The 17,661-nt window shown below is 37.5% G+C and carries 18 protein-coding genes and 1 riboswitch; of the genes, 4 read left to right on the top strand and 14 right to left on the bottom strand.

Annotated features, from left to right (window positions below; genetic code table 11):
• Positions 1 to 22: 22 nt before the first annotated feature.
• Together ACX9YW_RS04920 and ACX9YW_RS04915 are read right to left on the bottom strand one after the other, a co-directional pair.
• Positions 23 to 997 (bottom strand): zinc-dependent alcohol dehydrogenase family protein, encoded by a 975-nt coding sequence (locus ACX9YW_RS04920; RefSeq protein WP_460342678.1) that lies wholly within the window; start codon positions 995 to 997, stop codon positions 23 to 25.
• Between the two features lie 80 nt (positions 998 to 1,077).
• Entirely contained in the window at positions 1,078 to 1,755 is a 678-nt protein-coding gene (locus ACX9YW_RS04915; protein WP_460342676.1) for an NAD(P)H-dependent oxidoreductase, read from the bottom strand.
• 160 nt (positions 1,756 to 1,915) lie between these two features.
• On the opposite strand from ACX9YW_RS04915, the gene ACX9YW_RS04910 reads away from it, so the two are divergent.
• Positions 1,916 to 2,827 (top strand): ArsR/SmtB family transcription factor, encoded by a 912-nt coding sequence (locus ACX9YW_RS04910; RefSeq protein WP_460342674.1) that lies wholly within the window; start codon positions 1,916 to 1,918, stop codon positions 2,825 to 2,827.
• A gap of 19 nt (positions 2,828 to 2,846) precedes the next feature.
• On the opposite strand, the gene ACX9YW_RS04905 is transcribed toward ACX9YW_RS04910, so the two are convergent.
• The gene (locus ACX9YW_RS04905) at positions 2,847 to 3,131 is read right to left on the bottom strand and encodes a putative quinol monooxygenase (protein ID WP_460342671.1); all 285 of its coding nucleotides are present in this window, start codon (positions 3,129 to 3,131) and stop codon (positions 2,847 to 2,849) included.
• A 123-nt stretch (positions 3,132 to 3,254) separates the two neighbouring features.
• Between ACX9YW_RS04905 and ACX9YW_RS04900 the strand changes: the two genes are divergently transcribed.
• A complete protein-coding gene (locus ACX9YW_RS04900; protein ID WP_460343219.1) occupies positions 3,255 to 3,815 on the top strand; it encodes a cysteine hydrolase family protein in 561 nt (186 codons plus the stop codon).
• A gap of 469 nt (positions 3,816 to 4,284) precedes the next feature.
• Here the strand turns inward: ACX9YW_RS04900 and ACX9YW_RS04895 are convergent, their stop codons facing one another.
• Entirely contained in the window at positions 4,285 to 5,049 is a 765-nt protein-coding gene (locus tag ACX9YW_RS04895; protein WP_460342668.1) for a MerR family transcriptional regulator, read from the bottom strand.
• Between the two features lie 140 nt (positions 5,050 to 5,189).
• On the opposite strand from ACX9YW_RS04895, the gene ACX9YW_RS04890 reads away from it, so the two are divergent.
• On the top strand, positions 5,190 to 5,957 hold the full coding sequence (locus ACX9YW_RS04890; protein ID WP_460342665.1) for a metallophosphoesterase family protein: 768 nt from the start codon (positions 5,190 to 5,192) through the stop codon (positions 5,955 to 5,957).
• 132 nt (positions 5,958 to 6,089) lie between these two features.
• Here the strand turns inward: ACX9YW_RS04890 and ACX9YW_RS04885 are convergent, their stop codons facing one another.
• Entirely contained in the window at positions 6,090 to 7,337 is a 1,248-nt protein-coding gene (locus ACX9YW_RS04885; protein ID WP_460342662.1) for a GGDEF domain-containing protein, read from the bottom strand.
• 152 nt (positions 7,338 to 7,489) lie between these two features.
• Positions 7,490 to 7,575: riboswitch (cyclic di-GMP riboswitch) on the bottom strand.
• A 251-nt stretch (positions 7,576 to 7,826) separates the two neighbouring features.
• Here ACX9YW_RS04885 and fumC point away from each other — a divergent pair.
• Entirely contained in the window at positions 7,827 to 9,215 is a 1,389-nt protein-coding gene (gene fumC, locus ACX9YW_RS04880; RefSeq protein ID WP_460342659.1) for a class II fumarate hydratase, read from the top strand.
• 61 nt (positions 9,216 to 9,276) lie between these two features.
• Here fumC and ACX9YW_RS04875 read toward each other — a convergent pair whose 3' ends face one another.
• The 9 genes from ACX9YW_RS04875 to ACX9YW_RS04835 form a co-directional block, all read right to left on the bottom strand.
• Positions 9,277 to 10,857 (bottom strand): acetolactate synthase large subunit, encoded by a 1,581-nt coding sequence (locus tag ACX9YW_RS04875; protein ID WP_460342656.1) that lies wholly within the window; start codon positions 10,855 to 10,857, stop codon positions 9,277 to 9,279.
• Positions 10,858 to 10,961: 104 nt separating this feature from the next.
• Positions 10,962 to 11,534, bottom strand: a complete 573-nt coding sequence (locus tag ACX9YW_RS04870) for a hypothetical protein (protein ID WP_460342653.1) — start codon at positions 11,532 to 11,534, stop codon at positions 10,962 to 10,964.
• Positions 11,531 to 12,169: an SCO family protein gene (locus tag ACX9YW_RS04865; protein ID WP_460342650.1), complete on the bottom strand. Its 639-nt coding sequence runs from the start codon at positions 12,167 to 12,169 to the stop codon at positions 11,531 to 11,533. The genes ACX9YW_RS04870 and ACX9YW_RS04865 overlap by 4 nt, the downstream gene beginning before the upstream one ends.
• Before the next feature lie 89 nt (positions 12,170 to 12,258).
• Positions 12,259 to 13,959 (bottom strand): cbb3-type cytochrome c oxidase subunit I, encoded by a 1,701-nt coding sequence (locus ACX9YW_RS04860; protein WP_460342647.1) that lies wholly within the window; start codon positions 13,957 to 13,959, stop codon positions 12,259 to 12,261.
• A gap of 14 nt (positions 13,960 to 13,973) precedes the next feature.
• Complete coding sequence (locus tag ACX9YW_RS04855) at positions 13,974 to 14,441, bottom strand: cytochrome c oxidase subunit II (RefSeq protein WP_460342644.1); 468 nt, start codon at positions 14,439 to 14,441, stop codon at positions 13,974 to 13,976.
• Between the two features lie 11 nt (positions 14,442 to 14,452).
• Entirely contained in the window at positions 14,453 to 14,596 is a 144-nt protein-coding gene (locus ACX9YW_RS04850; RefSeq protein WP_460342641.1) for a hypothetical protein, read from the bottom strand.
• Between the two features lie 774 nt (positions 14,597 to 15,370).
• Positions 15,371 to 16,297 (bottom strand): heme o synthase, encoded by a 927-nt coding sequence (gene cyoE, locus ACX9YW_RS04845; RefSeq protein ID WP_460343216.1) that lies wholly within the window; start codon positions 16,295 to 16,297, stop codon positions 15,371 to 15,373.
• 120 nt (positions 16,298 to 16,417) lie between these two features.
• A complete protein-coding gene (locus ACX9YW_RS04840; protein WP_460342638.1) occupies positions 16,418 to 16,873 on the bottom strand; it encodes a CBS domain-containing protein in 456 nt (151 codons plus the stop codon).
• Positions 16,874 to 17,031: 158 nt separating this feature from the next.
• The gene (locus ACX9YW_RS04835) at positions 17,032 to 17,544 is read right to left on the bottom strand and encodes a DUF3231 family protein (RefSeq protein ID WP_460342635.1); all 513 of its coding nucleotides are present in this window, start codon (positions 17,542 to 17,544) and stop codon (positions 17,032 to 17,034) included.
• Positions 17,545 to 17,661: the final 117 nt, after the last annotated feature.

Raw genomic sequence — 17,661 nt, 5'->3', positions numbered from 1 at the left:
TCTATTCTCCACTCTTCTTACATCAATTGTTGATAACAATTTTCCCAAATTGCCTAGCCTGTTCTAATTCTTTGTAAGCATCCTTATATTCTTCTAACCTATAAACCTTTTCTGAAAGGATTGGGTGCATTTCTTTTTCGGAATAATAGACAAGAGCTTCCTCGAGATCTTTCTGACTAACCATTCCAGTTTCGACAAAGTGATGATTTTTCCTAAGAACTTCCCAATCAATCCCACCCGTTGTAGAACCAAAAACAAGTAAACGCCCATCTTTAGCAAGCGACTGAATACTGCTATCAATCGAATCTTTCCCACTACTATCAATAGCAACATTCACACCACCTCCATTTGTGAATTCCATAACTTTTTTAGCAATATCTTCGGTCTTATAATTAAACCCAGCGATGGCTCCGAGTTGCATGGCGCGCTTTATTTTCTCATCGGAACCTGATGTAACAATGACATTTGCCCCTTTCACTAATGCTAATTGCAATATAAATAGGGCAACCCCTCCACCGATTCCTTGTAAAAGAATGGTTTCCCCCTCTTTTATTTTTCCTTGTGTAACGACCGTCCCCCAAGCCGTGCTTAAAGCAAGCGGTACGGCTGCCGCTTCCTCAAAAGATAGATAGTTCGGTTTTCTTAGTAATGCGTTTTTCGAAATGCTAATATATTCAGCAAATGTTCCATCATTTGGTCCACCTAGAAACCTACCATTTTCCATATCATTAGGATTAAACATCACTTCGTCACCGATTGACCAGCCTGTGACCCCTTCTCCAACTTCAATAATTATGCCAGCTCCATCTCCACCAGCAATTAAACTATTTCCAGTGTCCTTTAAAAAACGCCATTCATTATTCACATAAATATCGCGATGATTTAGAGCCGCTGCTCTGATTTTTACCAGCACCTCTCCTGGTCCAATCTGTGGAATTGGCACTTCCTCTAATTTTAATGAACCTTTGACTCTTGGATTGACTGTAATGGCTAACATATTATACTCTCCTAGTTTTTAATATTTTTTTGTGGTTTTTATTACCTAATTTGTAATACCATTTTGCCTCTAGTCTTTCATCATCCAACAAGTACCTCTGTTTTAACCAAATAATCCTTCAATCTTCCGCCTTCATAATCTTCTATTGGATGAAATTGAATGGTTGGCTCCGTTTCAAGATTCGCCATCTTAGCCTTCAGTAGTTCGATATATTCCTTGCGTTCCTCTACACCAGCATGGGCAGGGACAATAAATGGCATGATGACATCCATGCCGCTAAAATATAAGATTTCATGATGTAATCCAAAGAGACGTTCATTCATATCCCCTTTAATCGCTCTTGGTCCATAGCTATTGAGGTTTTTTCCACCAACTGTAAAGCTAAGCATCGCTTTTTTCCCCTTGAAATTACCATGGTTATAAATTCCTGGACCATAGGCAAAACCTGCTGCAAATACCCGATCAAACCAGCCCTTTAAGATAGCCGGGACAGATGTCCACCACATTGGGAATTGAAAAATGATAAAATCTGCCCATGCCACTTTTTCCCTTTCGAGTCTTAAATCCATTGGCACGTCTTCTAAGTTTGTTGGAATAACCACGTCATTCATCGAAGCTACAGGGTTAAAATTCATTTCATATAAGTCCGATATTTTAATAGAAGCCCCCCGTTCCGTTAATGCCTCTATTACAGCCATTTTTAACGCAGCGTTATAAGAGTCTGCTGATGGATGTGCGAACACAATCAAAACGTTCATCAAATATTCCTCCATTGTGTGTTGTCATATTTCTATTGTTCTAAAAATATCGAACAACTTTATAAGTTCATTATATACGAAAAAATTAACATTGCAACATTTTTCCATATTTATTATTTTTTTCTATCGTGATAGAATAGTATAAAATGAGGTGATTGTAGTGGGATATAAGGTAGTATTCGAGTTTTCACCACTTTATGAGTTAGTGAATAGTCTCGATTTGTTTCTTTCCAAAAAGTCAATTAAGAACGTAGAAATTGGTGCAGAATGGCTAAAGGATCTCCAAACCCGGTTAGATAACGCCAATGTAGAAGTGGCTTATCCAAGGGAATCGCCTTCCTTTTGCTATTTATATTTGTTAATCTGGCAATCGCCGGAAAAGGAGAATGTGGAGAAATTTTTAGAATGGCTAAACTCGCTTCAGCCTGGAAGTATTTATGAGAGATTATTTTCCTACGTATCTGAAGGTTTACCTACTGATTTAGCTGCATTACGAGATCAGTACGTTGAACTTATTCGGACGTGGAATAAAATATATTTTTCAGGTATGGACTCTGAGATTACAGATACCTTAAGGGAATCCGTCATTAAATGGGAAACAACGGACACAGCTAGCGATTTGGTTCAGTTTGTAGAAAAGGTTTCAGGTGGATTAAGAATCGAACCGTACGAGGGTTTACAGTTAGTAGTTCTAACACCGACCTTTCATACCAATCCGCTGATTACCATTTCTAAGCATAAGAATATGGCACATATCCTTTACCCAGTTGATGTACCGGAAAGCACGCCAAATCAGCCATCCAAAAAGCTTATTCGTCTTACAAAGGCATTAGCGGATGAGAATCGGTTAAAAATGATTAAGCTTTTAACAGAAGGACCTAAAACATTTACGGAGATATTAAAGCATTTTGAGATTTCTAAAAGCACGGTCCATCATCATGTCATGCTCTTACGAACAGCTGGGTTAATAAGCTCCTATCATAATCATGAGTGCTGTAGCGAAACCTTTATCTATCGTCCGCTTGGGATGGAAGAACTAACCGAACATTTTCAGGAGTTTTTACGAAAATAGCTGCCAATTTGGCAGCTATTTATTTTACTTCATATTTAACTAATCTAGCCGGCTCAGCCAGCATTCCATTGGTCGCTTCTTTAAAAGCCTTATAGTGTTCGGTTCCAAAGTGAAATTCTAATGCAGCGGTATCATGCCATTCCTCAACTACGACAAATTGATTTTTATCTAGAATATCCTCATAAAAATGATAGTTGATGTTTCCCTCTTCCGCCTTCGATCCTTCCATCACGTTGCGGGCATGTCCAAGGTACTCCTCTCGATGATCTGGGTTGACCTTGATATATGCATGCAAAACTAACATTAATTTTTCCTCCTTTTCATTATTTCAAGACATGAATCAACTCCTACCAGTATAATACTTTTATAAAGGTAAATTTACAAATTAATACATATTTATAGAAGGGAATTGATTGCGATGAACCGTATTCCTGAGAATACCGCATTAATTATTATTGATGTCCAAAAGGCGTTTAATGATTCTAGTTGGGGAAGAAGAAATAATCCTGAAGCAGAAACCAACATTGTGAGAATTCTAGATAAGTGGCGTGCCACGAGACGACCGGTCATTCACATTCAACACGTCCATACTTCACCTAGTAAGGAGCAATCATTATTCCACATTTCGAGAGAAACTCATAGATTTAAAGAGATGATTGAACCGCTTAATGGGGAACCCATTTTACGAAAGAATGTAAATAGCTCGTTTATCGGTACTGACCTAGAAGAGAGATTACGTGAGAATGGAATTGACTCTGTCGTCGTTGTTGGGCTTACTACGAATCATTGTGTCGAAACGACCACTCGAATGGCAGGAAATTTAGGCTTTAACGCTTATTTAGTAAGCGACGCAACAGCCACCTTTGATCGAATAGGACCTGATGGGAAGCTTTATTTTGCAGAGGACATTCACCAGATGACGATGGTCAATTTGAATCAGGAATTTGCAACGATTGTAGATACGAATGTACTTTTAGAACTTGCATAAATATCTCTTTGAAACTAGATATTATGCTGAATCTTGGGTTGGCAAAGTTGGGCATAAATAAAGAAAGTTGGGCATATGTTAAAAAAGTTGGGCATATGTCAAGTAAAGTTGGGCATAAATCTTGAAAGTTGGAAATAAGTCTTCAAAAGTTGGGCATAAAAATTTAGAGTTGGACATATATTCAAAAACTTGGACATATGTCTAATAAGTTGGGCATTTAGTTCGTATCAATCTAGAGATTTTTCATCTTTTATGATCTATATAAAGATTTTCCACCAAAAATAACACTATTTTCAATAAAATTCGATAAAAAATGCTTAAAAAGGTGGTATTCGCACCTCTTTAAGCATTTTTTTCAAAAATTATTGGGTAGTCAAGTCCTACATACCAAACACCTGCAAATCATCCCCAACCTTACTGCTAATATCAATTTAAATTATGCTTATCACTTATTTAACAATTCACGACCCTATTTCTTCATACCTGTATAAATCCAAATGGCATCACGTAAGAACTCTGCTGTTCCAGGTTGATTCTTGTCATAGTAGGCGGTGAATCGTTCATCATCGACATACATTTGCGCCAGTCCTGCATGGGCTTCCTTACTGTATTCCTTCCAGTAGAAACAAAGCCATTGCTTATGCAAATCTGCTGCCTTCTGTGCTAACTCACTAGCAGGGTCCCCGGTTTCAAAGGCTAACGCAAGGGTCTCTTGTACTTCTTCAGCCAATTTTGTTACTGCCGCATGTTCAGATTCTGTCATATTTAGAAGCTTGGCATTTGAGGCATTAACCTTGTCATCCCCATACTTTTCACGAATTTCCTTACCATACTTACTCTCATTCTCTTCAACCATTTTTTTCTTAAATCCCTTAAATTTTTCTTTATCACTCATCGTTATTCTCCCTTCTGTTAAAGCAATCGTTTTATCGACATTTTGAATTAATAGATCCAATTGAGCTCGTTTTTCAAGGAGTTTTTCGCGATGTTCCCGCAGTGCGTTTGCTCCATTAAACGCAGGAGCTGTCACGATTTCATTAATACTCTCTAGACCTACACCTAACTCTCTATAGAAAAGAATCTGCTGCAGGCGGTCGACTTCTGCCTGACCATATATTCGATAGCCCGATGAGTTGACTCTTGCCGGCTTAAGAATCCCTATTTCATCATAGTACCGAAGCGTTCTCGTACTTACCCCTGCCAAGATTGCTAGTTTTTGCACTGTGTATTCCATCGTTGATAACCTCCTTGTAACTCAAAGATACACCTTTACGCAACGTCAAAGTCAACCGTATTTAGCTTATTTTTTTCAAAACAAGCAGGATATTTTCACTATATAGAGAAATGAAAAGGTTAAAGAGAGGAGCGATTTTTTTGGAAAGCGTGGCCATTATTTCGGATATTCACGGAAACCTCACAGCCCTTGAGGCTGTGTTAGAAAATATTAAGGCAAGAGGGATCACAACCATTTTCTGCTTAGGTGATTTGGTTGGAAAAGGACCCAATTCTGCAAAATGTCTTGACCGTATTCGAGAGACTTGTGATGTAGTCGTACTTGGTAATTGGGATGAAGGTATTCAGAAACTAACTGATAATGAAGTGATGAAATGGCATCAAGAGCAGCTCGGAGAAGAACGTCTGAACTATTTAGCTACTTTACCATTTCATTTTGACTTCTATATGAGCGGAAAATATATTAGACTCTATCATGCATCAGCTAAAAGCATTCATCACCGTGTCGTACCAATGATTCATCCAAAAGGAGAAAAGCTAGCAATGTTTGAGAACACTGAATGGATTACTCCACTTGCCAAAGACTTGCAACCTGATATCGTCGGCTTCGGCGACATACATGCTGCTTTAATTGAACCGATTGATGATCAAAAAACCTTATTTAATGTAGGAAGTGTCGGCAATCCATTAGACATCCCACAAGCTACTTACGCAATTTTGCATGGTCAATATGGAGCAACTGAATTTGGGCCATTTTCAATCGAGATTTCCCGAGTTCCCTATGATATTGAAAAAGAAATCCAAATCGCCACTGAAATGGGCATGCCTTATGTAGAACCATATGCGATGGAATTACGCGAGGCCATTTATCGATGGTCACAAAGAGGAAAAGCAATACTAGGAAAATAAAGATAATGCCAATCCAAGGGACAATAATAGTAGCCTCGATGTTTCTCTTAATGAATCAGGAAGCAAATGCAGGGAAAGACATCAATAATATTTACAACAAAAATGGATGGGTTACAATCCATCCATTTTTTATTATATAAAATACATATGTTTGTGTAATTTATCCTCCAAAGTCTTCATATTTTCCGCCAACACAAGTTGATTTTTTCCGGATTTTTTGGCAGCATATAAGGCTATATCTGCTGATTTTTTCAATGAATCTACTGATTTCCCATGATGCGGATAAGTTGCTACCCCTGTACTAAAAGAAACATGGAATTGCTTATTCGCCACATGAATTGGGGTATTTTGATAAAAATTGATAAGGCTTTCGTGAAGGTAGGTCACTTCATACTGCTGATTGGTGGTAATCAAAATCATAAACTCGTCACCGGCATACCGATAACCTTCAATATTGGCCCCACAAACGCTTTTGATTCCATTTGCCAAGACCCGTAAATATAAATCACCTACATCGTGACCGTAATTATCATTAACTTTTTTTAAATTGTCGGAATCAATCATTATTAAAGTAATCTCTTGGTCAGATTCTGTCATAAGCCTTGATAAGTCCACATGGAAGGCACGATGATTCTTCAGGCCCGTTAGCTCATCTGTTTGCGACATTTTATAGATTTTTTCGTATAATCTAGCTGTTTCAATGGAGTTGATTACTTGAGTTCCGATAATTTGTAGAAGTTCCTCATGTTCAGTCCGATAAGCAAAATCCGAATAACTTTGCGCTGAAATAACCCCTCTGACATGATCATCTATAATGACAGGAATAAATAGACAGGAACTTGTCTCCCGCTCACCAAAAGTCGCAGCTGCACCGTAAACTAAAGATTGTGGGGCTTTTTTTAGATGAATGATTTCCCTGGATTTTATGACTTCCGAGGCATAATTCTCGCCAAATTCAATGCTTTCTTTTGGATAAAACTTACCATTATCAACGATAAATTCAAAATGAACATGACTGTCCCCCTCATTATATAAGGCGATATAGAAAGCATCTGTAGCCATAACTTGGGATACCATTTCATATGCCTTGTTAAGCAGAATATCCTCGTCCAATGTTTTACTGCATACTTGGGCAAAGTCATGGAGAATTTTGTAATGTTTATTTAGCCATGTCACATTTTCCATTTGTAGATGAATTTGCTGTAATTGATAAAAAATCGATCCTACTACTTCCTTTTCTTGCTTAGTCTCCAATTGTTTATCTATAAGCTTCAATATATCCTGAGATATCATTTCTTTTTCAGTTCCTATTTTGTCTAGCATTTTGTTAATCAAGTTAAAAATTAGCTCACTGCCATTCAGTTGATTGATATTTACCATATTAAGACACTTCCTAAAATTTATTTCAATCAATAAATGTTTAAATTTTCTGACTTTAAATACCAACCAAGACCTGAACAATGTATCAAAACCGAAATAAAATGATAAAAAAAGACTAACCGTATCCGAATTAGCCTGTAGTTTTACAATATAACGGTAACTGGCTGGCGTTATCATGCAGACTTTAGCCCCTATAGTTTTGCGCCCTCATTTTTCAATAAGTTTGCCTTTTCTTTTAAAAAAAGAAATATGAAAGATTATAAATCTTTCATTTATATATAAATATATATTGCTTTTCTTCCCTAGTCAATGAACGGGATGGGCTTTTTACGGATTATAGAGTTAATTTTTTTCAACATTTTTTTCCATTTTTCTACTAATCTTGCAGCTTCTCTTAACAATATCTAGCTCCATTTTTTCCGGATATACTTTTACAAATTTCTACATATTATTAAAGTAGGTACAAGCAATTTTTGACGAGGTGACAAAATGGATTATCGGATGGAAAAAGATACAATGGGTGAAGTCAAGGTTCCAATAGACCGCTATTGGGGGGCTCAGACTCAACGCAGCAAAGAGAATTTTCGAATCGGTACGGAACGGATGCCATTTGAGGTGATTGTTGCATTTGCCATTTTAAAACGTAGTGCCGCCATCGTAAATGAAAAGCTTGGCAAGCTCTCTGACCAAAAAGCGAAGGCAATTATTTATGCATGTGAAGAAATTATTTACGGAAAGCTGAATGATCATTTTCCTCTAGTTGTTTGGCAAACCGGAAGCGGAACCCAAAGTAATATGAATGTCAATGAAGTAATCGCAAATGTGGGTAGTAAATGGCTTCAAGCTCAGGGCATAAATGAGAAAATACATCCGAATGATGATGTTAATAAAAGTCAAAGCTCGAATGATACCTTTCCAACAGCTATGCATATCGCCGGTGTTACGGCCGTTAGGGAAACGCTGCTTCCAGCAATCAGGCAGTTAAAAGCAACTTTAATAAAGAAGGAAGAACAGTTTGTTGGTATTGTGAAAATTGGTCGAACCCATCTTCAGGATGCCACACCCCTTACCCTTGGGCAAGAGGTAAGTGGCTGGGTTTATATGTTAGAACGTTCTCTTGAGATGTTAAACGAATCTATTGAAAAAATGTACGCGCTAGCCATTGGTGGTACCGCAGTCGGCACAGGAATAAACGCTCATCCTAAGTTCGGTGAAATGGTTGCTTCCGAGATTGCCAATTATACGGGTATTAGCTTTTTCTCATCGTTTAATAAGTTCCATGCATTAACGAGTCATGACGAGATTAGTTTTGTGCATGGAGCAATGAAAGCTTTGGCTGCTGATTTGATGAAGATTGCCAATGATGTCAGGTGGCTTGCTAGTGGTCCTCGATGTGGGATAGGGGAAATTACTATCCCTGAAAACGAACCTGGTAGTTCGATTATGCCAGGGAAGGTAAACCCTACTCAAAGCGAAGCGTTAACGATGGTTGCGGTTCAAGTAATGGGAAATGATGCAGCAATCGGATTTGCAGCAAGCCAAGGGAATTTTGAATTAAATGTGTTCAAGCCTGTCATTATCTACAATTTCCTTCAATCCGTTCGTTTATTATCAGATGCAATCCGCTCTTTTGACGAGCACTGTGCAGTTGGAATTGAGGCAAATGAAGCGGTCATTACAAGGTATGTAAACGAATCATTAATGCTTGTTACTGCTCTAAATCCCCATATTGGCTATGAAAAGGCTGCTGCCATCGCAAAACATGCACACAAAGAAGGAATATCTTTAAAAGAGTCGGCGATAAATTTAGGAATCTTATCTGAAGACGAATTTGGCAGGTATGTAAAGCCAGAAGAGATGATTTCACCTAAGGAATAGCTATAAATAGCGCTCAGAGAGCAAAGTTCTCTGAGCGCTTACTTTGCAGTCTGTTCATTACTTATTCTAATACAACCTCAATGAATGAAATTTCTGCTGGCCTGTTTAACGAATCTTCTAAGGCCATGTCAAACTCCACTAGATTGTTTGCTTTAAAACCTAAAGCTCCAAAACTCGCGGCCAATTTTACAAAGTCAGGATTAGTAAAATCACTTCCGTAATCATTTCCTAATTTCGTCATCATCATTTGTTCCTCTAATTTTAATTTGGAATCATTAAGCAAAATAATGATAAATGAAACACCTAATCGTTTGGCTGTCTCTAGTTCGGAAAAATTCATTAATGCCCCACCGTCACCCGTGATACAAATAACAGGATCATTCGGAGAAGCTAATTTAGCACCAATTGCACCCGGAATCGCAATTCCCATAGAAGCCAAGCCGTTTGAAATAATTAGCCTACCAGCTTGTTTCGGTTGAAACGTCCGTGCTATGGAGACTTTATGTGCACCAACATCAGAAATAATAACGGTTCTATCAGTAGAGTGCTTCTCCATTACTTTTAGGACATTTTCAATTGTGAAGGTCATTGTGTCTTCATTATTCAGTTGATAGGAAGATATTAGTTGCTCCCGTATCTGCCCCATTGGGATCCAGGCTTTTACAGGAAGATTTTTATTTTCCAGTGCTATTAGTATCTCTTTCACATTTCCAACAAGTTCAGCCTGCACTGGGTAATACTCATCTACCTCTGCCGGCAAAGCATCTATATGTAAAATTGGCCGTTTTTTTCCATTCCATTCTTTTGGTAACCTTTCCACACAATCAAAACCAATAACAATTAATAAATCAGCTTCCTCCACAACCGGCAAAACCAAGTCATTTTCAGTAAAACCAAAAGTAAAAAAGTTTAATGGATGACTTTTTGGAAGTATCCCCTTTGCCGTAAAACTATGGATACAAGGTGTTTGAAGTCTCTCAATTAATAAATAAAGTTCCTCTATTGCTTCTTGGCGCAAGACACCATTCCCCACAATAATCAGTGGCTTTTTTGATTGGTTAATAATATCAACTGCACGACCCATATCCTGTTGGATTGGAACACTTATTGGTATCGGGGAGATTTCCAGCGGTTGATTGGAAATCACTTGTGAGGCTAGATTCTCCGGTAATTCAATTAATACGGGACCGGGTTTTTCCATCTTTGCCAAGCGGAATGCTCTACGGATGATTTCGGGAATGGTTTGCGCATCCTTTATTTGTACACTCCACTTCGTTGCAGGCTCAAAGATTTTAACAATCTCTAAATATTGATGCGATTCCTTATGCTGGCGTTCAAATCCCGCTTGTCCAGTTATTGCGACAACTGGAGAATAATCGAGATTTGCACTCGCTATTCCGGTCAACAAGTTCGTCGCACCCGGACCAAGGGTTGCTGTACAAACCCCTACTTTTTTAGATAGACGTCCATAAACATCCGCCATAAAAGCAGCTCCCTGCTCATGCCGGACATTAACAAATTGAATGATTTCAGATTTTGATAAGGAATCAATAAAATCGAGCGTTTCTTTTCCCATGATTCCAAATACATACTCAACACCTTCCTTTTCTAAACATTTTACAATTAAATCAGTGGCCTTCATATGACTCTCCTTTTTCACACCTTTTCTTATAGTGTTAGCTTTTATAATAAGAAGTAGTATATAATTAGGCACAAAAAAATAGACCCCCTACCAACGGAGATCTTTTACTCTTCTGCGATATCCTCGTAAGCAGAAGGATCAATGAAAAAGTTATAAACTAAATAGACAATCATTCCTACAGCGGTAGCTATGAATCCCCAACCGAGAGTGATTTGCTCGATTTTTAAATAGTTATTGCAAAGCTGAGCAGGTGAGAAAATATATAGCCAACCCATTAAGATAAAAAGAACGGTAAATCCAATAATAACACCATTTTTCACACCTGAACCTATCTTATTCCAACTATCCCGTAATGGTACACCTGCAAGAAATGGCATGCTGATAAATTTAAAAACTTCAACTACTTGGGACTCCAATGCCTCATCCATCGAACGAGGCAACATCCAATAGCCTACTATTATGATGAATAAAAGGATTCCAGGTATTCCGTTCTGATTCCATTTTTCAAAAAGTCCCGGAAATTTCACTTGGAAAAATTTCGTCATCATCACACCTGCTATAACTAGCATCAGCATTTGCATGTGCATGTGAATGACCATTAAAGATTCCATAAAGCGAGCTACAGGCGGTATGGCTAGGAAAATAAATAAAATTAGGCCATAAAATGAGTAATTCATTCTGTATTCCCCGCCCTTTTCTCAAGGATATTATTAAGCTTATCTGCGGCTTCATCAACCTTTTTATAATCCATCACATCAATCAGTTTTCCAGCAGGATCAACTAAATAAAAAGCCGAGTTATGTGTAAAATTACCGTACTCATCAGGGATGACAATCACTCCAAATTCTTTTAGCAATCCATCTAATTCAGTTTGATTTGGGATTCTGGCCATGCGCCAATTCTCCCCATCACTGCGAAAATTGTTTTTATATTCATCCAACACCGCTGGGGTATCGCGTTCTGGGTCAAAGCTAATGCTTAGAAAAACAACTTCTTTCCCTTTATAGTTATCCGGCACTCGTTCGTAAACTTGTGTCATGTTATTTTCCAATTCAAGACAAACTGTTTTACAGGATGTGTACATAAATGTAATGAATACATACTTATCTTTAAATTCTGAGATAGCGTACTGGCGCCACTTGCTATCCTCTAAAGTAACACTAGGAAACGTTGGTTTTGCTTCAATCAAATCATTCACTCTAGCGCGTTCTGCTGTATAAGCGCTAAAGCCATCCGTGCCAAAGTAAAATAACCCCATTCCAAAAAGTAATACGATAAAAATAGCTATTGATGTGTGGCGATTTTTGATCATAATGATCACATCCTAAATGTTTTTACCTCTAATAAGGTATAAAGAGATAGCCCCTTGCTAAAGGCTATCTCTTTTTAAAACGAATCCCATTACCAAGTACGCCAAGGTGGTGATCCCGGAGGTGCATTAAGTACCATGTCGACGATTGGAATAACGTAAGCCATTCCGACAACGATGATGGTTAAGACAACCCATACGCCCCAACGTTCTGTCCAGTATGGAGTTTTTGGTGCATTTTCTTCGGCTACTGCTTCAGGGAATTCTGTTGTTCCTTTTGGTGCAAAGAACATCATGTTAAATACTGCGTAAACTTGAAGTAATACTGCAACTACTAAGATTGTACCACCAACTGCTAGTGCAACCATATATGGGTCCCAAGCTAATGCAGCTGCATGGTCACCATAAGTTGTATAAGAAGTTCTACGTGGTGATCCAAATAGACCCACAGTATGTTGCGCTCCTGACATCATCACCATACCAATTGTCCAAAGAATCGTTTGAACAACACCTATTTTATTCATTTGTGGTGTTAAGACACGACCTGAAATATAAGGAACTAACCAATAACTTACACCAAAGAATGTTAACGCTACCGAAATACCTAACGTTAAGTGGAAGTGACCTACTACCCATAATGTATTATGAACAACTTGGTTTAATTGGTTTGTAGATTGAACAATACCACCTGCTCCAGCCGGTGCAAACGCAGCCATTGCAATAAATGGTGCTAAGAAACGAACGTCTCCCCAAGGTAATTTCTTGAACCATCCAAACGCACCTTTTCCGCCTTTTGCTCTTCCTGTTTTCTCAAATACTCTAAACATGGCATAAGCTGTCATTAATGAAGGGAAACCGATTGCTAAACTCATAAATACGTGCATAAATTTGATTGAAGGTGAGATACCTGGGTCAATAATTTGATGGTGGAATCCACCTGTAATGTTCATGATAACCAATGGAATAACAACCATACGAGTTAATAAGTCATTCCAACGGTGACCACCAATAATTTTTGGAACAATACCATACCATACCGATACGGCGGTTAAATACCAAATGTTAACGGCTGTGTGACCGAATGCCCAGAATAATGTGCGCGAAAGCATAACATTAATTCCGTCCGTCCAACCAAGTGTCCAAGGAATGATCATGAACAGAACTTCATAAGCTACAAATAATGTAGAACCCACTAAAAGGACGTGAACACCTGTAGCGAAGAAAGCTAAGATTGGAGTATGCTGTCCTTTGTTAGCTTTTCTCCAATGTGCTACTTGAATAAATGTTCCGATTGAAGACATCCAAATTCCTAAAACTACAAATACTAAACCAAAGTAGAATACCGGATGTGCAGCCATTGGCGGATAGAATGTAAACATGACAGAAGCTTCATTCGTTAACACCATTACGACTACTAGGACAAGACCGACCATTTTCGTCCAGAAACCAACCCAAGCTAGTTTCCTAACCTTTGGCAAAAGTCCTCCTAATGTATGAGAAAGTACTGAGTAAAAATATCCAATTGTAAAGAAAGAACAAAGTACAACTAATAATAATAGCCCGTGTGCTGTTAACACTTGATAATAGTTAAGCCAAGATGGTAATTCAAGTACACCTGCTCGGTTTAATCCTTGTAGTAAGCCAAATAATCCACCTAGTAATAATGCGATAAATGCAACTGATAAATAGGATTTTGTGACTTTTGCATCTTCTAAGTTAACACCAAGAACTTTATTTGTTTTATCTTTAAAAACAGATTTTACTTTTCCTGTTTGCGATAATACAGATTCCACTTGTCTTCCCTCCTTTATTTCACCGTAATAGTTGTGCTCATCATTTGGTGACCAGCGCCACAATATTCATTACATAACACTAGGAAATTTCCAGGCTCATCAAATTTTTGCGTGATTTTTGTTACATGTCCTGGCATTACCATTGCATTTAAGTTTGTTCCAGCTACTTCAAAACCGTGGACAACATCCTTTGAGGTCATGATGAAATGAACAGTTGACCCAGCAGGGATTTCAATATTTCCTGGATTAAAACTAAAAATTTGAAGTGTCATAACAACTTCATATTCGTTCTCACCAATTATTTTAATTCCCGGTTGATCAAATGGTGCGGTTTGGTCAACTTTTTGTGGATCAATCGTTTCCTTGTGACTCGGTGGTCCCATTTCTAAAGCAAATCCTTGGTAACCTGTAATTAGCATAAAAATCATGATCATACCAAAGCTTAATGCTAACCATATTTTTTCATCCAAATGCATTTTCATTGTTTTCCCCCCTAGAATCTATCCATAAATAGTCCAAAAAGCACAAAATACGTAAACAGGATAACGGCGCCAACGATGCCAACACCTACCCAAGTTCCAACTTTGGAATCATGCTCTTTTTCTACATTTTGATTACGGTTAACTTTTGTAGCCACTGAAAATCAACCTCCTTAGCTCATTTCATACTTATATCTTAATTGCGAATGGTTATCAGAGTAGTGAACTGAATCACATATAAAGTGATTTTTCAATCACAGGACAATGACATATTAATAAAATATTTTTGACAACTCATTTCTTTGAAACCCCGTTATAACAACATTTATACAGTGCTAACCATTCCAACTTATTATTTTAGTGAAAAAAAATAGCCCTCTTTTACGAGGGGCATAAAAATGACAAAATCGTGAACATATCGATTAGAGGGGAGAGCTCGTTAATTGTAATGAGAGATATCCGATTTTAGACAATTAGGGTTTGGCCGAATGATCAAAGTGTGTGGGGCATACATGGAGAAACTTAGGTCAAAAGAGAAAGTTGGGCATATATGATAAAACTTGGGCATATGCTGAAAAAGTTGGGCATAAATCTGAAAAGTTGGAAATAAGTGCTCGAAAGTTGGGCATATATTTCAAAAGTTGGAAATAAGTGTTTAAAGGTTGGAAATAAATCTGAAAAGTTGGAAATAAATCAAAAATGTTGGAAATAAATCTGAAAAGTTGGGCATAATGTTCTTCTAATTTTGACAAAAACGATGAAATTTGACTGGATGAAGTATTTTTCACCCAGAATTTTAATAAATTCGCCATAAAAACTAATAATATCCGCCAATTTTTATTCTTCAAATAAAAATGCCAAGACAAAAGGGAATTTTTTCTACTTTAATACAGCCACAGAAAAAACTCCCATTTAAAATGGGAGTCTTTTCTCTAGAAGAAGGGCAATGTAACGATAATCATCATCACAAAGATAATGGTTATATAGTTTACAGAATATAAGAAATGAACTTGAGCCCATTTCATATCGTTTTTGGAGAATAAGCTGATTATACTTACTACTAACCAACCAACATTTAGTAAAGTAGCAATAACAACAAAGGTCAGCCCAAGTGATCCTAAATAAAACGGTAATGGTAATAAACAGGCAATATAAACAACCATTTGCCGTTTGGTTAGTTCAAAACCGTGTACAACCGGCAGCATGGCCACTTTCGCTGCTTTATATTCATCATGTTTCTTCATCGCTATCGCAAATGTATGTGGCATTTGAAAAATAAATAAAATCAAAAATAGAATGATTGGTACCAACTGAAATCCAGAATCAATTGCAGTCCACCCTATAAGAGGAGTGACTGCACCTGAGACACTTCCTATAACGGTATTAAGGGTGTATTTACGCTTAGACCACATTGTATATGGAACAATATACGTAAACCAGCCAATAAACCCATATATAGCAGCTTCCATTGTAGTGAAGAGTAATAGAGTAAATCCAAGTATAGATAAAATAATACCAATTATTAAAACGGTTTTTAGTGAAAAGTGACCAGTTACTGTTGGACGTTGTTTCGTTCGGTCCATTACCGTATCGATATCAACATCGTACCAGTTATTAATCACTAAAGCTCCACCAATTACCAATATACTGCCAATCATTGTTAGTAACAATAACTGCCAATTATCAATGAAGGACCCTTGCGAAAAATATAATGCTAACCAAAATCCAGCAAAGACCGGCAATACATTCGCTACAAGGACCGGACCTTTAAACAAGTATTTTAAATCAGCAAAAAAGGTAGATATATTTTGATTATAGGATATAGTGGGTTTGCCAACCTTCTGTGTAGAAGGTATCATTGCTTTATTCACTGTAATACCCTCCCATAACTGTTTTTTGTCTTACTAATTAAATCATACTCCTCTAACTTATAGCATGATTTTCATCAATTGTATAGGAGTAAAAAATAACAAACGCCTTTATAGCAAGGATTTAAAGGATTCACGAATCACATCTCCACGGCTAATAATTCCAACAAGTACACCATTTCGCTCGACAGGTACTTTTTTAATTTGTTTTTTTCCTAAAATGGCCGCTACTGTTTCAATCTCCTCATTCCATTGAACCGTCTGAACTCTTTTTTTGGCTATTTCCATTACATTCAAATCGAGGATTCTAGTTGTTCGTTCCTCGAACTTTTCATTATCACCATTTATAAAATAAAAAGAATAAATGGTTGTAATAGTCACATCCTCATGCTTGCCAATATAACGCATAATGTCTCCATCGCTAATGTACGAGACAATTTCGTTTCGATCATTCACGACAGGTACACCACTTATCCCGTGTTCAATAAATTTAGTGACAACGGAGCGTACACTATCCTTTTCTTTAACTTTAATCACTTGCCGATTCATCATTTCATGTGCCTGCATTGTACCTCACCACACAATATCTAGTATATTACCCTCATTATATACTAGATTTACTAAATCCAAAAATTAAAACAAACGTTTGACTAATTGTTTCGTCTAGTTGATTTCATATCAAAAAGGCAGAAGCGATTTACTTCTGCCTTTTAACTTAAAGATTTCTAACAATCACCATGTTTATTGAGATGTAAAGGTGGTGGTATTAACCAGCCCTTTTCTTTATTCAATCGTAACACTTTTGCACCTAATGCAGCTTTTTGCATATGAAATTGTCCGAACATTACTGCAACATCTTCTCTAATCGATTTCCCCATCGCCTGGCTGCAGGCCACTAAACCTACGGCAATATCAGCTGCTAAGGCTGCCCCAATTGCTTGGTCAGGCATACGTGCTCCGACCGGGATATCCTCTAAACATGCTTCTGGAGGTTCCGGTGCCGCCGGAGGCAAACCAATTCCATTTTCCTTTAATAACTGCTCAATTTGTTTCTTTTCCTGCTGGCATGTTTCCATTGCTTCAACTAATAGCTTTTTTAAATCTTCATCACCTGCATGGTTCATGCTTGTTTGATAACCAGCAATCATCCCATTACACGCAAATAGTGAAGCCCATAAATCAAAAACTTCACCATAATGCAACGGCTCTTCTTTTGGATTTCCACTTAAAATACCCATGGTTTTCCTCCTTATTTTTTCATAAAAATAATTCATAGTCAGTGCCACCTTTCTTATAGCACAAAACTAGTATCACCGATTGATGGGGTAAATATTTTTAAACGAAAAGACAAAAAA

The sequence above is a fragment of the Pseudoneobacillus rhizolycopersici genome, assembly GCF_054786815.1.
The sequence above is the reverse complement of the archived record's forward strand: the minus strand, read 5'-3'. Positions and strand labels throughout refer to the sequence as shown.

Bases quoted from the DNA above. Each gene is read 5' to 3' on its own strand.
- ACX9YW_RS04920 (WP_460342678.1), bottom strand. From the start codon at position 997: ATGTTAGCCATTACAGTCAATCCAAGAGTCAAAGGTTCATTAAAATTA.
- ACX9YW_RS04915 (WP_460342676.1), bottom strand. From the start codon at position 1,755: ATGAACGTTTTGATTGTGTTCGCACATCCATCAGCAGACTCTTATAAC.
- ACX9YW_RS04905 (WP_460342671.1), bottom strand. From the start codon at position 3,131: ATGTTAGTTTTGCATGCATATATCAAGGTCAACCCAGATCATCGAGAG.
- ACX9YW_RS04895 (WP_460342668.1), bottom strand. From the start codon at position 5,049: ATGGAATACACAGTGCAAAAACTAGCAATCTTGGCAGGGGTAAGTACG.
- ACX9YW_RS04885 (WP_460342662.1), bottom strand. From the start codon at position 7,337: ATGGTAAATATCAATCAACTGAATGGCAGTGAGCTAATTTTTAACTTG.
- fumC (WP_460342659.1), top strand. From the start codon at position 7,827: ATGGATTATCGGATGGAAAAAGATACAATGGGTGAAGTCAAGGTTCCA.
- ACX9YW_RS04875 (WP_460342656.1), bottom strand. From the start codon at position 10,857: ATGAAGGCCACTGATTTAATTGTAAAATGTTTAGAAAAGGAAGGTGTT.
- ACX9YW_RS04870 (WP_460342653.1), bottom strand. From the start codon at position 11,534: ATGAATTACTCATTTTATGGCCTAATTTTATTTATTTTCCTAGCCATA.
- ACX9YW_RS04865 (WP_460342650.1), bottom strand. From the start codon at position 12,169: ATGATCAAAAATCGCCACACATCAATAGCTATTTTTATCGTATTACTT.
- ACX9YW_RS04855 (WP_460342644.1), bottom strand. From the start codon at position 14,441: ATGAAAATGCATTTGGATGAAAAAATATGGTTAGCATTAAGCTTTGGT.
- cyoE (WP_460343216.1), bottom strand. From the start codon at position 16,297: ATGATACCTTCTACACAGAAGGTTGGCAAACCCACTATATCCTATAAT.
- ACX9YW_RS04840 (WP_460342638.1), bottom strand. From the start codon at position 16,873: ATGCAGGCACATGAAATGATGAATCGGCAAGTGATTAAAGTTAAAGAA.
- ACX9YW_RS04835 (WP_460342635.1), bottom strand. From the start codon at position 17,544: ATGGGTATTTTAAGTGGAAATCCAAAAGAAGAGCCGTTGCATTATGGT.